This window comes from Armatimonadota bacterium (assembly GCA_031459715.1).
Taxonomy (GTDB): Bacteria; Sysuimicrobiota; Sysuimicrobiia; order Sysuimicrobiales; family Humicultoraceae; genus Humicultor; species Humicultor tengchongensis.
This window is the reverse complement of the sequence record JAVKIA010000025.1, coordinates 21,924-35,892: the sequence shown is the minus strand read 5'-3', so window position 1 is coordinate 35,892 and position 13,969 is coordinate 21,924. Positions and strand designations below refer to the sequence as shown.

The following is a 13,969-nucleotide window of genomic DNA, read 5'->3' as shown; positions in this document are numbered from 1 at the left end:
CGCACAAAGCCCCGGCGATTCGCCGCTGGCTGGCCAAGCGCCCTCGGTACCACCTGCACTTCACCCCCACGGGGGCTTCCTGGCTCAATCTGGTGGAGCGGTGGTTCGCCGCCCTGACCGAAAAGCAACTCTGACGGGGTGTGCACCGGAGCACTCGGGAACTCGAAGAGGCGACCAACTGATACCTGGCCATCTCCAACGCACACCCCAAGCCCTTCGTGTGGACGAAAACGGCAGACCAGATCTTGACGACGGTGGGAAGGTTTTGTCAACGAATCTCTAACTTAGGACACTAAGGGGCAGCCACGCGCTCGGCCTCCGCGTACTGCCGGTACCAGGATGCGTCCTCTTCGGGGAGGCGCACCCGCTCCCACCCTCCGATCCATGGGTGGTCGAACCATGGCCGCGCCCGCTCCGCCGTAGCATTCGCCCGCAGGAAGTTGTAGGTCCCCTCCGTGCGCAGGAAGGCGCGCATCTCCTCCAGGTCAGGGTACCGCGGCACCACGTCCTTCCAGATGGCCCGTCCGCAGAGGAAACCGCTGGCGCCGGCCTCCACGGCCAGCTCCAGGTTGGCCAGGAACTCCTTGATGTCCACGCCCCCGCTGAGGATGACCCAGGGGCGCCGCGAGACCTGATCGAGGCGGCGGCAGAACTGGCGGACCTGGTCCAGGTCGTAGACCGCTGCGCGTTCCTTCCCGTCGAAGGCTCCCCCGCAGAACTGCCGTGTGTACTTCAGGTCACCGGGAAACTCCAGCTTGAGGATGTCCACCTGGTAGTCGTCGCGGGAGAACTCGCGCGCCGACTCCAGGGTGTGCTCGGGGCGGCGGCGGGCGAACTCCGGCGTGTCCGCGGAGGGCTCCTGGATGGGGTAGGTGACCAGCTCCAGGAGGAAGGGGATGTCCTCCTGCCGGCAGGCCTGGCCCACCTGCCGCACCAACCCCTGCTGGTGGGCCAGCACCTCGGCGGAGGCCTCAGGGTTGTAGTAGATGAGCAGCTTGACCGCGTTGGCTCCCGCCCGCTTGGCCTTGGCCACCGACCACCCATCCACCAACCGGGACTTCCGCTCGCGGCCTCCGGGACCGGCCTTCTCGTATCCCGTCTCCTCCGTGGCCACCAGCAGGCCCACAGTCCCGGGGACGACGCGCACGGCGCGGGGCAGCCCGTAGACCGGATCCACCAGCGTGGCGGTGGAGTAAGGAGCGAGGGCCTCAGTGATCAGCGTCTTGGTTGCCGCCATGTCCTCGTAGGTCACCTGGGCGCTCTCCCGTCCCAGGGCCTGGCCCAGCGCCTTGCGCAGGGAGTCGCGCTGATCGATGGCCAGCATCTTGAAGCGGCCGGTCCCATCTGCCAGCCGCCGCAGGTTCGCCAGCTTCCCCATGCTCATGCTGGTCATGCCGCGCCTCCTCGCCTCACTTGACGATGTTGGCCAGTTCGTAAAGGGTCAGGTCGAGCTTGTGCTCTCCGACCAGAGCCTCCTCCAGAGGTAGGGAGGTGATCCGGTTGCCCCGCAGGGCGACCATCACCCCGAACCGGCCCTGCCTGATCATCTCGATGGCGGCCACGCCGAACCGGGTGGCCAGGACGCGGTCGAAGACGGTGGGAGAGCCGCCGCGCTGCAGGTGCCCCAGGACGGTGACCCGGGTCTCGTAGCCCGTCCTGGCCTCGATCTCCCTGGCCAGCACGTTCCCGATCCCGCCCAGGCGCACGTGGCCGAAGGCGTCCACCGGCGCCTCCTGAGTGATCTGCATCCCGATGTCCGTGGCCCTGGCACCCTCCGCCACCACCAGGATGCTGAAGCTCTTGCCCTGGTTGTGTCGCGCCCGGATGCGCTCGCACACCTCGTCGATGGTGAAGGAGACCTCGGGCACCAGGATGATGTCGGCGCCGCCGGCCAGCCCGCCCACCGCCGCCACCCAGCCCGCGTCCCGTCCCATCACCTCCACCACCATCACCCGGTGGTGCGCTTCCGCCGTGGGGTGCAGCTTGTCGCAGGCGTCCATGACCACGTTCACGGCGGTGTCGAAGCCGATGGTGTAGTCGGTGCCGGGGATGTCGTTGTCCATGGTCTTGGGGATGCCCACCACCCGCAGGCCCAGCGGCAAGAGGCGCTGGGCCACACCCAGGGTATCGTCCCCGCCGATGGCCACCAGAGCATCGATCTCGTGTGCCCGCAGGCAGTCCATCACCCGCTGCGGGCCACCCTCCTCTTTGAAGGGGTTCGTGCGGGAGGTGCCCAGGATGGTGCCGCCGCGGTGCAGGATACCCCGCACGTCCTCGGGGGTCAGCTCCACCAGGTCGTCGGTCAGCAGGCCCAGCCAGCCGTTCCGGATGCCGACGATGGTATAGCCCTCCCGCCACCCGGCGCGGGCTACCGCCCTGATGGCCGCGTTCAGTCCCGGCGCGTCCCCCCCACCGGTCAAGACCCCAACACGCATGGGCATACCTCCTGTCAATCCCCGAGCTTACCATACAGTGCCCGCGGCGGCATGTGGGCGTCTATCGGGTGGAAGACGTATCCGGAGGGCTACTTCCGGTAGGGAAGGACGGGTTCCCGCCACAGGTCAGATCCGGTAGGCGGTATTCTGTCCCTGGTGCTCCGGCCGGCTGGGATCCAACGTCCGGGGAGATGGAGAGGATGTCGTAGCGCTCCGTCTCCAGCAGGTCTCCCAGGCCAACAGCCGGCAGTGCTCCTCCCGGCGTGAGGGGAACCTGTCCGGGATCATGGCGCATCTACATCTCCCCCCGCGCTGCCGCCAGGGGAGGAGGCTCGTAGGGGGCCACGCGTACCCGTGCGTCGATAACCGCCGCACCCTTCTGCAGCACCATGATGGGGTTGCAGTCCAGCTCCACGATCTGCGGGAGGTCCTCCACCAGAGCGCTGACGCGCAGCAGCGCGTCCTGCAGGGCGGCGGTGTCGTGCGCCTGCTGGCCGCGGAAGCCGGCCAGCAGGGGATAGGTCTTCAGGCTCTGCACCATCTCCGCTGCGTCCTCCGCGTTCAGCGGGGTGAGGCGCACGGAGACATCGCGCAGCAGCTCCACCAGCACCCCGCCCGCGCCGCAGGCGACCACGGGCCCAAACTGCGGGTCGTGCACCACGCCCACGATCATCTCCACGCCTGCGGGGACCATCTCCTGCACCAGGAACCCCTCGGGCCTCACCCCGCGGGCGGCCAGGGCGGCGGCCATCTGCGCCGCGACGGCGGGGACCTGCTCCGGGGGCAGGGACAGCCGCACCGCGCCCAGTTCGGTCTTGTGCACGATCTCCGGCCCCACGGCCTTCAGCGCCACCTCGCCGCCGATGCGCCCGGCCGCCTCCCCCGCCTCCTCCGGGGTGCGCACCATCTCCTGGCGTACCAGGGGCAGGCCGTAGCAGGAGAGAAGCGCCACTACCTCCTGAGGGAGCAACCATCCCGCGCCCCGTTGCAGGGCGGCGGCCACCACCGCCGCCGCCTCGTCGCGGCGCACGTCCAGTTGCGGCGGTGGGCGGCGGGGGCGGGCGCGCCACTCCCCGTAGCGGGTGACCCGCGCCAGGGCGATGGCTGCATCCTCGGGAAAGGCGTAGGAGGGGACGTGCACGTCGGGGGCGCGGAGGATCTGGGGAATCCCCCGCGCCGACATGAAGACGGTGAGGACCGGCTTGGCTGCGCGCAGGTCCCGCGTGCCCTCCACGATGGCGGCGGCCACGTCCTCGGCGCGCGTGACCAGCGGGGGAATGAAGATGACGATGAGGGCGTCCACCGCGGGGTCTGCGGCGACGACGCGCAGTACCTCCCGGTAGTGGGCGGCGGTGGCGGAGGCCACCATGTCCACCGGGTTGGACACGCTGGCCTGCGGCGGCAGCACCTCCCGCAGCCGCTGCTGCGTCTCCGCCCCCAGCAGGGGGATCTCCAGGCCCTCCGCCTCGCAGGCGTCGGCAGCCAGAATGGCCGGCCCGCCGGCGTTGCTGATGATGCCCACGCGCCGGCCGCGCGGCGCGGGCTGGTGCGCCAGCAGCAGGGCCACGTCGAAGAGCTCCTCCAGGGTGTCGGTGCGGATGACCCCGGCCTGGCGGAAGAGGGCGTCCACCGTCACCTCCGAGGCGGCCACCAGGGCCCCGGTGTGGGAGGAGGTGGCCCTGGCCCCGGCCCGGGAGCGGCCGCTCTTGACCGCGGCGATAGGCTTCCTTCGCCCCACCCGCTGGGCGATGCGCGAAAACTTCCGGGGGTTTCCGAAGGACTCCAGGTAGAGGAGGATGACGTCCGTGCGCGGGTCGCCCTCCCAGTAGGTGATCAGGTCGTTGCCGGAGATATCGGCCTTGTTGCCCACGGAGACGAAGGTGGAGATGCCCAGCCCCAGTGTAGCCGCATGGTCGATCACGGCCAGCCCCAGGGCGCCGCTCTGGGAAAAGAAGCCGATGCGCCCTTCCGGCGGTGCCGCCGTGGCGAAGGTGGCGTTGAGGCGCACCTCGGGGTCGGTGTTGATAATGCCCATGCAGTTGGGGCCTATAAGCCGCATCCCGTGGGCGCGGCAGATGCGCAGCAGCTCCGCCTGCCGCGCCCGACCTTCCTCCCCGGTCTCGGCGAAGCCCGCGGAGATGACCACCAGGGCACGCACCCCCTTGCGGCCGCACGCCTCGGCGACGGCGTTCACCGCCGCGGCGGGTACGGCGATCACCGCCAGGTCCACGGGGCCGGGGATGTCCTCCACCGAGGCGTAGGCGGGGACGCTCTGCACCACCGCCGCCTGAGGGTTGACCGGGTAGACGGGACCGTTGAAGCCGTAGGCCAGCAGGTTGTGGAAGACCTCGGCGCCGATGGTGCCGCGCTCCCGCGAGGCGCCGATGACGGCCACCCCCCGGGGTCGGAAGAAGGGCAGCAGCGCGTTGGCCATGGCCACCCGCTCCCGCTGCTCGAAGAGGGCGCGCGCTTCCTCCGTCACCGCGGTGGGGAAGCGCACGTGCAGCTCGCCTGCCTTCACCTCCACCTCCAGGGGGAAGCCGCAGTCGCGGAAGAGCTGCAGCATGCGGTGGTTGCTCGCCAGCACCTCCGCCTCGAAGACACGGATGCCCCGGGCGGCGGCGGCGTCCGCCAGGTGGCCCAGCAGGATGGTCCCGATTCCCTTGCCCTGGTACTCGTCAGCCACCGCCACGGCCACCTCGGCCCGCTCCGCGTCCCGCCGGCCGAAGACAGCATGGCCGACGATCCGCTCTTCCGCTCCGGTGGTGGCCACGAGGCCAAAGCGCTGCACCTGGTCCACGTGTGCTTCCCGATGCGCCTCCTCCCTCAGGAACTCGTCACTGGTGCGGATAAGGTAGCGCAGCGCCCGCGACTCCTCCGATAGCCCGCGGAGGAAGGCCAGCAGCCGCTCCTCGTCGTCCGGGCGCACGGGGCGCAGCCGCACCGTCGACCCGTCGCGGAGCACTACGTCAACTCTACGCATGGGCTCGTGGGTGGACCTGCGTGCGGCCCCCACAGGGTCAGGATTCCTGGATGGGCTGTGCGGCCAGCAGCCCCAGGACGGGAACCAATTGCTGGCGAATGGGGTCTACGGCTAGCCCGCACTCTTCCAGGGTCACCGCGCCGAGCAGTGGCACGGAGTCGGGATCCCCGAAGATGCACGTCGTGGCCACGGTCTCACCGTCTACCGTCACCAGCGCCGGGCCGGCGTCGCGTTCAATGATCTGGCCTGTGGCCGTCTGCAGGCGCCGCCGGGTGCTCGGGGCGACCCCCAGTCGCTCCAGGACAAGCCTGGGCACCCGCGTGTACGTGGCTCCAGTGTCAACCAGCGCCTCGACACTTTCAAAGGCTGAGCCATCGAGGCGGCCGATGCGGATAGCGTACCGGAACGTGCCCATTGCGCCACCTCGCCGTGCACAAGTTTACCAGAACGTCGTGCCCCGCATCACGGTGACCCGGAGCGTCGTCGTGTGCGTGGCGAGCCGGTAAAGGAGGAGTCCGGATCGGGCACGAGACACGGGCGGACGCCACTGGTGGATCCTCGTGCTCTTCTTCGTCCTCCAGCGGTATTTCGTCCAGGGGATCGCCCGCGCGGGAATGAAGTTCTAGCAAGGATCCCCCATGCCTGTGGCCCGGCGCGGCTTTCGGCACTTATCGGTCAGTTGGCTTCTGGCCATGCTGGTGGCGGCGGGCGTGGGAGCGCTGCCTGGACGCGCGCACGAGCTCTTCCCCCAGGGGATCGCCGCCGGGGACGTCACGGCGACCAGCGCGGTCCTCTGGTCCCGCACCCACACCTCCGGCTCTGTGCGGGTGGAGTACGGGACAGATCCTGTGCTGGTCGGGGCGCGCGTCACCGGGCCGTTCACCACCGGTCCTGAGACCGGCTACACGCTGAAGGTCGACCTCACGGGCCTGGAGCCCGGCCGCCGCTACGCGTACCGGTTCGCGACCGGGGAGGGGCCCAGCCCCGTCGGGACGTTCGTCACCCCACCGCCCCCCGACCGCGACCAGCCGGTCACCCTGATGTGGGGCGCCGACACCGCCGAGGAATTCAGGCCGTTCCGGATCTTCCAGGCGATGCGCGCGCGCGGCGCCGACCTCTTCCTGTTCCTGGGCGACACCGTCTACACCGACCTGGGGACCTTCCGGGCGACCACCCTGGAGGAATACCGGCAGAAGTACCAGATCAACCGCGGCGATCCGTTACTGCGCGAGTACCTGGCCACGGTGGCGAGCTGGGTGATCTGGGATGACCACGAGGTCGAGAACAACTTCGACTCCGAGCACATCCGGCTGGAGACCGGCCTGCGCGCCTTCCTGGAGTTCTGGCCAATCCGGACTTCATCCGAGGATCCCAAACGCCTCTACCGCAGCTTCCGCTGGGGGCGCACCGCGGAGTTCTTCATCCTGGACACCCGGCAGTACCGGACTCCTGCGTTCCGCCTGGATGGGCCAGAGAAGACGATGCTCGGCCGCGCGCAGAAACGGTGGCTGCTGGACGGCCTGGCGCGGTCGGCAGCGAAGGTAAAAGTAGTGGTCAGCACCGTGCCTCTCCGTCACCATGGCGCGGATTCCTGGGAGGGCTACGCCTTCGAGCGCGACGAGATCCTGCGCTTCATCGCCGGGCGCAGGATCGCCAACGTCGTCTTCCTGGTGGGCGACACCCACTACGCCGCGTTGCTGCGTCATCCGGAAGGGCTCTACGAGGCCATCGCCAGCCCGCTGGCGGCCAGCCTGGCACGCACCGCCCGGGCGGAGGGCCGACCGGAGACCCTCTGGTCGACTACCGGGTCGTTCAACTATGGCTGGATGCGCATCGCCCCGGAGGGGATCGCGCTGGAGTGGCGGGATGACCGGGACCGGCTCCTCTACCAGCGCCATCTGCCTGTCGAGTAGGCTGGTGCGGGGACGGGGAGGCCGTGGTGGTGGTCATGCACGGGGTGTGACCTGGTAACGCCTGCGGCGTGCATGAATGGCATAGCAGCCTGCAGGGACGGTGGCGACTGTGGGCGTGACAGCACCTGAGGGAAAATCGGGCTTTTACCCGATCCCTCCGCCTGCGGGGGCTACTATGGTTGAGGTGGACAGCGAAGGAGGGTCTCTCATGCTGGTACGCGACCGCATGACCACGCCGGTGATCACCGTTGGCCCCAAGACCTCCATCCACGATGCCCTGGCTCTGATGAAGGAGCGCCGCATCCGTCGTCTCCCCGTGCTGAAGGGCCAGCGCCTGGTCGGCATCGTGACCTGGACCGACCTGATGCGTGCCTCCCCTTCCCCGGCCACGAGCCTCTCCGTGTGGGAGATCTCCTACCTCTTGATGAAGGCGCCGGTCGCCGAGGTGATGACCAAGAATGTGATCACCACCTCGCCGGGGGCGACCATCGAGGAAGTGGCAGTGCTGATGCGCCGCAACAAGATCGGCGGTCTCCCCGTGGTCGAGGACGGCGGCGTGGTGGGCATCATCACCGAGAGCGACATCTTCGACGCCTTCATCGACCTGATGGGCCTAAGCCGGGGCGGGACGCGCCTGACGGTGGAGATCGAGAACCGGATCGGCGCCCTGGAGGAGGTCGTGCGGGTCATCCGCGACTGCCAGGTGAACATCAGCAGCCTGGCCGCCTACGTGGTGGACAATGTGGGGCAGGCGGTGATCCGCCTGGAAACCTCCTACCCGCTGCACGTGGTGCAGGCCCTGGCCGACCAGGGGGTGAAGGTCACCCACCTGGCTCCCCTGCCCCAGGCGGGCGAACCCCCGGCCGCGTCCTCGCCCACCGCTGAAAGGGATGCGGGAGAAAGCGCCCCGGCCGCTAAGCCGGGAGGGGGGAAGCTTCCCCCGGAGCGGTCCATGTGAAGGTATCCACCATCCTCTATGCCACCGACGGTTCTTTGCACGCGCGTAAGGCCCTGGACTGGGTCGTGGACATAGCGCGGCGGCGGCAGGCGCGGGTCATTGTCGTCACCGCCTACGAGCCCATCCCCCGGGACCTGGGCAGCCCCTTCCTGGAGGAGCTGATGGCGCGGCGCCCGGCGGAGGGAGAGGCCGTGGCCCGTGAAGCGACGGCGATTCTGGAGCGGGAGAGAGTGCCCTTCGAGGAGGAGGTCCTGGAGGGGCCGGCTGCGGAGGCTATTCTGCGGGTGGCCCGTACCAGGGGCTGTGACCTGATTGTGATGGGGTCGCGGGGGCTGGGACGCCTGGAGGTGGCACTGCTGGGCTCGGTGAGCCAGCGGGTGGTGCAGGAAGCCCCCTGCCCCGTGCTCATCGTCCGCTGACCGCGGGAAGGAGGGACAGGAGATGCTGGAAGAGCTGCAGCAGCGACTGCGGGAGATGCAGGGACAGGCGGGGGTACGTGTCGTCTTCGGCGAGGTGATGGAGATCGAGGGGCGGAAGGTCATCCCTGTGGCCTCCGTCGCCTACGGGTTCGGTCTGGGAGGAGGACAGGCGCCCAAAGCCGGAGGGGACGGGGCGACCGGGGGCGGCGGAGGGGGCGGGTTGCGGGTGGAGCCGCTGGCCCTGGTCGAGGTGGCGGAAGGGAGACTCAGGGTCCAGCCCATCGTCAACGTCACCCGGCTGGCCATTCTGGGAATGCTTCTTGTGGCGTGGAACGTCTTCTGGATCACCCGCACCATCGGGGTCAGCGTCCGGGCCCGGGCCAGAGGGGGCGGCTGAGAGTCTTGGCTAGGCGGGACCGGCCTCCGGGAGGACAGCCCGGATAGCGGGAAGCAGCTCGGTGACCAGATGTACCTTGAGGATGAGGCGGTCGGCGCCTGAGGCCGCGGCCGCCTCCTGGTAGAGGGGATCGGGGTGGTCGCTGAGGACGATCAGGCGCACCCCGGGCTGGGCCTCCTTCATCTGCCGGATGAGGCTGTGGCCGTCCCGGTGCCCCAGCGCCCCGTCCAGGATGACCACGTCGGGGCGGAGGTGCTCCAGCAGCCGTAGCGCCTGAGGGGCTTCCGCCGCCTCCCCCACCACGCTGACGCGGGACGAGCCCGCCAGCAGGGCGCGTATGACCGCCGCGGTCGTCGGAAACTGCTCGACGATGAGGACTCGAACCGTTTCCCTGGACACCATCGCGTCTTGGGTTTCAGCCTAGCCGGGAGAAAGGGGAGGGGGAATCGGGCGGCTGACCGATTTTCCCGGAAAACCCCGGGGGATCGTGGGCCGGCTAGGGCTCGATCAGGCCCTTGCGGATGGCGTAGCGGACCAGCTGAGCTCGGTTGTGCAGGTCCAGCTTCTCCATGATGTGCGTACGGTGAGTCTGCACGGTCTTGATGCTGATGAACAGCTTCTGGGCAATCTCCTGGTTGGACAGGCCCTCGGCAATCAGGGCCAGGATCTCCCGCTCGCGCTCCGTCAGCCCGTCGAAGCGGTGCCGCTCCTCGCCGGCCTCTACGCGCTTCAGGTAGTCGGCCAGGACACTGCGCGCCACCGAGGGATAGAGGAACGCCTCGCCGCGGGCGGCGGAGCGGATGGCCTGCACCAGGTCCTGTGCCGCTCCCCGTTTGAGTACATACCCTGAGGCACCGGCCTTGAGCAACTGGAAGACGTAGCTCTCGTCCTCGTGCATGGTCAGCGCCAGCACGTTTACCTTGGGGTAGGCTTCCTTGACGCGGCGGGTAGCCTCCACGCCCCCCATCTCCGGCATGGAGATGTCCATCACCACCACGTGCGGCCTGGTCTTGGCCACCAGGTCCAGGGCTTCGCGGCCGTTGCCGGCCTCGCCCACGATCTCGATGTCCGGCTCCCGGCTGAGGATCATCTTGACCCCCTCCCGGACTACCGCGTGGTCATCGGCAATGACGACCCTGATCTTGGCCACGTGCCCTCCTAACCTCCGCCGTCGCGCAGCGGCAAGACGCCGTGCACCCGGGTGCCCTGTCCCACCGTGCTTTCCACCACCAGCCTGCCGCCCAGCAGCTCCGCCCGTTCGCGCATGCCCAGCAGCCCCAGTCCCCGGCCCGTCCGGCTGGGCGGCACCGTCGCCGGGTTGAAGCCCCGGCCGTTGTCCTCCACCGTGATGCTGACCTCCCGGTGGTCGACCCCCACGGCCACGCGGACCCGGGAGGCCTGCGCGTGCTTGAGCATATTATTGAACGCCTCCTGGGCAATGCGGAAGACGGCGGTCTCCACCGCATGCGGCAGACGCCGCTCCAGCCCCTGGAGCTGCAGGTCCACTTTAATGCCGGTGGGCTCTACTACTTCCTTGACCAGCCAGCGGATGGCCGCCCCCAGCCCCAGGTCGTCCAGGATGGTGGGACGCAGCTCGTAGATCAGGGTACGCAGCTCACCCAGGGTGTGCTCGGCGATAGCACGCAGCCGCTCCAGGCGTGTGGCCTCCTCCGGCGGAGCCGCCCGCTCGGCCATCTCCAGGTTGAGGATGAGGGCGGTCAGCGCCTGTCCCGCCTCATCGTGCAGTTCGCGGGCGATGCGCCGCCGTTCGTCCTCCTGCGCGGTGAGCAGCTTCTCGATCAGCTCTCCCCGCGCAGCTTCCTTGGCCCGCACCTCCTCGAAGAGGCGGTTGCGTTCCACGGCCAGCGCGATCTGGTGTCCCACCGCGGCCAGCATGTCCAGTTCCCGGCCCACCAGGTTGCGGCCCTCCGGCAGCAGGAGGTTCATCACGCCCACCGCACGGCCCGCGGTATACAGAGGCACACTGGCGTGCCGCACCTGTGGCCAACCGGCGTTCTCCAGCCGCAGGCAGGGGACGGTGTTCACGGCCTGGCGCAACCGCCCTTCGCGCAATAGCTGCAGGCAGCGGCAGTCACCGGCCATGGCCGCGGCGTCATTGGCGGCCAGCGGCTCCGGGAGGGCACGGTGAGCGGCCAGGGTATAGCCGCCGTCCTCCTGGATGAACACCCACCCGCTGCGCAGGTTCATCAGCTCCACGATCCGCTGCAGCGATGTCTGCAGCGCCTCCTGGATGTTAGTGGAGCGATTCAGGGTCTCGGCCACGGCGTTGACCGTGGCCAGGTCGCGGGCGCGGGCCCAGCTCCGCAGCAGCACCCCTAAAGCAAAGGCGATGGTGAAGAGTCCGGAGAGCCCCGCGCCCACGCCGACCCAGATGGGCTGCGGCCGCAGAAGCGGATAGGCCAGGGAGATGGCCCCGGTGAGCAGGAGGCCGCCGAACACCAGCAGGGAAGACCGCTCCTCCAGACCGCCCACCCCGCGGAGGTAGCGCACCGCCGCCAGGACGAACCAGGCGCCGCCCAGCAGCGACGGCGGAACGGCGGCCCAGCCAGGGAAGGAGGGCAGCAGCAGCGCGGAGAGGACGATCGCCACCACCGCCAGCAGCGGTGAGAGCGGCAGGGGGAGCGGTCCCAGGCTGCGGGCGATGGCTGCTGCTGCCAGGACGAAGAAGAGGTGCCGCAGGATGATCACGCCCGGCCAGATGAAGGCCAGCGCCTCCAGCAGTACGTGAGCGGTGTAAAGGGCGAAGGCCGCCGCCCACCAGCCCACCTGGGCCTCGCGGCTTTCCACAAACCGCAGGAGGAGAAACGCCGTCACCGCCAGCTCGATGCCGATACCGACGGACAGCAGGCCCAGCAGGGCGAAAGAAAGCATATGCCAGCGTGTTCTCCTCCTCCATATGATCGTCCAATGTGCCTTCAGGCGCAACCGCCCGGCGCGCCGGGAGCATCAAAGCAGGTGAGAGGGTAAGGTGAGGGCGGACGCGTGTTGACACACCGCCCCGACCATGCCTATACTTAACTAAACTCCATAGGCGATGGAGCTCGTCTTTTGCCCCTACGGGGGCTGATAGCTCCTGCTGATCGCGGGGTCGGCAGGGGCTCTTCGTTTCTCAGCCATGAGGGCGTCAGTGGAGTGGGTGATCGAGGTCGAGCTGCTGGAGGAGGACTGGGCGGCCATTCGTCGCGCTCTGGAGGCTCAGGGGCGTGACCCGGAGGCGGACCTCCCCTGGCTCCTGGCGCTGGGCCTGGAGCGCTACGGGCGGGACGAGGCAGAGTGGGAGGCGTCGGGTGAGGCGAAGGATGCTGCCACCCCGCGCGCTCAGGAACTCCGCCGCCGTGAGACCGCGGCGCTGCTGGTTTCCATGCGCGCCCGCACCATCGCCGCGGAAATGAGGATGCACGCCCTCAGCGAACGGGTGCATGCGCTGGGGGACACCCTCAAAGAAAACCGGCAGCGGATGCGGGAGCTGCGCCAGGAGAACGCCTCGCTGCAGACGCTGATCGACCGGTTGAACGCGTCGCCCTCCTCCTCACCCACCTCCCACCGCCGCAGGCTGTGGGAGCGCATCGCGCGCCGGTTGGCTGGGGGAAGCCGATGAAATCTCAGGTCGTTTTCCCGCCGCTGCGGCGGCTGCGCGTCTGTCTGCCCCCGGATCTGGGCAGGAGGTTTGCCCACTTCATCCGGGAGAAGGGGTGGACGGCGGAGGAGGGTGTGAAGATCCTGCTGGCGTACGGCGGCGACGCCCTCACCCTGCCCGACCGCACCTTCGCCGAGGTCTTCAACGAATGGGCCGCGGCGCGGGCGGAACTGGCGGCCCTGCGCCACCGTGCTTACCTGGCGGACGAGGCCATCCGCGGCCTGCAGATGAACATCACCGGGCTTGAGGCGACCAACGCCCAGTTCCGGGAGTCGCTGGCGCAGCAGGAAGCCCGGCGGGCACGGCTGCAGCGGACGCTGACGGAACGGGAGGCGCAGCTGGGGGCGGCGGTGTCGTCGGATCGTCCGCAGGCGGGGCCCGCGTCCGTCCGGCCGGCCGCCGCGGATGCGCTGCGCGCCTTCTGGCGGCAGCGACGCAACAGGAGCGAGTAGCCCGGTGCAGCGCGACATGCTGTTTTACGCCCTGCTGGGGGCTGTTGACCGTGGCCACTGCCCCGTCTGCCACCTCAGCCTGGAGAGTGTGCGCAGGTTCCTCTGGGGATTTCTCTACGAGGGGGTGAACGACCCCTGGTTCCGGGAGGAGCTGACCACGGCGCGCGGCTTCTGCCCTGTGCACGCCTGGAGGCTGCCGGCGTTCTTCAACAGCGCCACCGGTGTGGCCATCGTCTACCGTCACCTCCTGGAGGAGTTCCGCCGCGCTTTCATCGCCGCTGCCGAGCCGCAGGTCGTGGGGGCAGGTGGGGGACGGCGCTGGCTGCTGCGCGCCGGCCAGGTCCGCCAGGAGGCCGCACGGGGGATCCGGGCGTGGCTGGCGGGGCGGCGCCCCTGTCCCGCCTGCCGGGAACAGTGGGCCGCAGAGGAGCGGTACGTGGCAGCGGCAGCGCGGGCCGCGGCGGATGCGGACTTCCGCTCCCGCTACGAGAGCAGCCTGGGCCTGTGCCTGCGGCACCTGGCCGCTGTTGTGGCGCAGATGGCCGACTCCGCCGACCTGGAGTGGTTGCTGCGGACAGAACGCCGGCTGATCGAGCGGCTGAGCCATGAGCTCTCCGAGTTCTGGAGGAAGCACGACTACCGCTTCCACGACGAGCCCATGGGAGAGGAAGGGTCCTCCTGGCAACGGGTACTGCACAAGGTCGCCGGCGCCCCGGGGATTGTCTGGCGCTGAGAGCGGCCGGCGGCGCGGCCT

The 13,969-nt window shown here is 69.3% G+C and carries 14 protein-coding genes and 1 pseudogene; 8 read left to right on the top strand and 7 right to left on the bottom strand.

Features of this window, described 5'->3' with window-relative positions:
* Positions 1 to 296: pseudogene (locus QN152_09825) on the top strand (transposase).
* On the opposite strand, the gene QN152_09820 reads toward QN152_09825, so the two are convergent.
* The 4 genes from QN152_09820 to QN152_09805 form a co-directional block, all read right to left on the bottom strand.
* Complete coding sequence (locus QN152_09820; GenBank protein MDR7539808.1) at positions 293 to 1,393, bottom strand: tagatose 1,6-diphosphate aldolase; 1,101 nt, start codon at positions 1,391 to 1,393, stop codon at positions 293 to 295. The pseudogene QN152_09825 and the gene QN152_09820 overlap by 4 nt on opposite strands.
* Positions 1,394 to 1,409: 16 nt before the next feature.
* Positions 1,410 to 2,435 carry an ATP-dependent 6-phosphofructokinase gene (locus QN152_09815; GenBank protein ID MDR7539807.1) on the bottom strand — a complete coding sequence of 342 codons (1,026 nt, stop codon included), beginning with the start codon at positions 2,433 to 2,435 and terminating at the stop codon, positions 1,410 to 1,412.
* 295 nt (positions 2,436 to 2,730) lie between these two features.
* Positions 2,731 to 5,418, bottom strand: coding sequence for a GNAT family N-acetyltransferase (locus tag QN152_09810; protein ID MDR7539806.1), 2,688 nt, complete (start codon positions 5,416 to 5,418; stop codon positions 2,731 to 2,733).
* 37 nt (positions 5,419 to 5,455) lie between these two features.
* On the bottom strand, positions 5,456 to 5,833 hold the full coding sequence (locus QN152_09805) for a hypothetical protein (protein ID MDR7539805.1): 378 nt from the start codon (positions 5,831 to 5,833) through the stop codon (positions 5,456 to 5,458).
* Between the two features lie 223 nt (positions 5,834 to 6,056).
* Between QN152_09805 and QN152_09800 the strand changes: the two genes are divergently transcribed.
* The 4 genes from QN152_09800 to QN152_09785 all read left to right on the top strand — a co-directional run bounded on the left by QN152_09800 (position 6,057) and on the right by QN152_09785 (position 9,105).
* Complete coding sequence (locus QN152_09800) at positions 6,057 to 7,331, top strand: alkaline phosphatase D family protein (GenBank protein ID MDR7539804.1); 1,275 nt, start codon at positions 6,057 to 6,059, stop codon at positions 7,329 to 7,331.
* Between the two features lie 208 nt (positions 7,332 to 7,539).
* The gene (locus QN152_09795) at positions 7,540 to 8,289 is read left to right on the top strand and encodes a CBS domain-containing protein (GenBank protein ID MDR7539803.1); all 750 of its coding nucleotides are present in this window, start codon (positions 7,540 to 7,542) and stop codon (positions 8,287 to 8,289) included.
* Positions 8,286 to 8,708: a universal stress protein gene (locus QN152_09790; GenBank protein MDR7539802.1), complete on the top strand. Its 423-nt coding sequence runs from the start codon at positions 8,286 to 8,288 to the stop codon at positions 8,706 to 8,708. The genes QN152_09795 and QN152_09790 overlap by 4 nt, the downstream gene beginning before the upstream one ends.
* A 22-nt stretch (positions 8,709 to 8,730) precedes the next feature.
* A complete protein-coding gene (locus QN152_09785) occupies positions 8,731 to 9,105 on the top strand; it encodes a spore germination protein GerW family protein (GenBank protein ID MDR7539801.1) in 375 nt (124 codons plus the stop codon).
* Positions 9,106 to 9,114: 9 nt separating this feature from the next.
* Here the strand turns inward: QN152_09785 and QN152_09780 are convergent, their stop codons facing one another.
* The 3 genes from QN152_09780 to QN152_09770 all read right to left on the bottom strand — a co-directional run bounded on the left by QN152_09780 (position 9,115) and on the right by QN152_09770 (position 11,997).
* Complete coding sequence (locus QN152_09780; protein ID MDR7539800.1) at positions 9,115 to 9,507, bottom strand: response regulator transcription factor; 393 nt, start codon at positions 9,505 to 9,507, stop codon at positions 9,115 to 9,117.
* A 94-nt stretch (positions 9,508 to 9,601) separates the two neighbouring features.
* Positions 9,602 to 10,255, bottom strand: a complete 654-nt coding sequence (locus tag QN152_09775) for a response regulator transcription factor (protein MDR7539799.1) — start codon at positions 10,253 to 10,255, stop codon at positions 9,602 to 9,604.
* 8 nt (positions 10,256 to 10,263) lie between these two features.
* Entirely contained in the window at positions 10,264 to 11,997 is a 1,734-nt protein-coding gene (locus QN152_09770) for a GAF domain-containing sensor histidine kinase (GenBank protein MDR7539798.1), read from the bottom strand.
* A 256-nt stretch (positions 11,998 to 12,253) separates the two neighbouring features.
* Here QN152_09770 and QN152_09765 point away from each other — a divergent pair, with 256 nt between their 5' ends.
* The 3 genes from QN152_09765 to QN152_09755 are packed head-to-tail and all read left to right on the top strand — an operon-like array spanning position 12,254 to position 13,948.
* Positions 12,254 to 12,724, top strand: a complete 471-nt coding sequence (locus QN152_09765; GenBank protein MDR7539797.1) for a hypothetical protein — start codon at positions 12,254 to 12,256, stop codon at positions 12,722 to 12,724.
* Positions 12,721 to 13,215, top strand: a complete 495-nt coding sequence (locus QN152_09760) for a hypothetical protein (protein MDR7539796.1) — start codon at positions 12,721 to 12,723, stop codon at positions 13,213 to 13,215. Before QN152_09765 ends, QN152_09760 begins: the two co-directional genes overlap by 4 nt.
* Positions 13,216 to 13,219: 4 nt before the next feature.
* Positions 13,220 to 13,948: a DUF6062 family protein gene (locus tag QN152_09755; protein MDR7539795.1), complete on the top strand. Its 729-nt coding sequence runs from the start codon at positions 13,220 to 13,222 to the stop codon at positions 13,946 to 13,948.
* Positions 13,949 to 13,969: the final 21 nt, after the last annotated feature.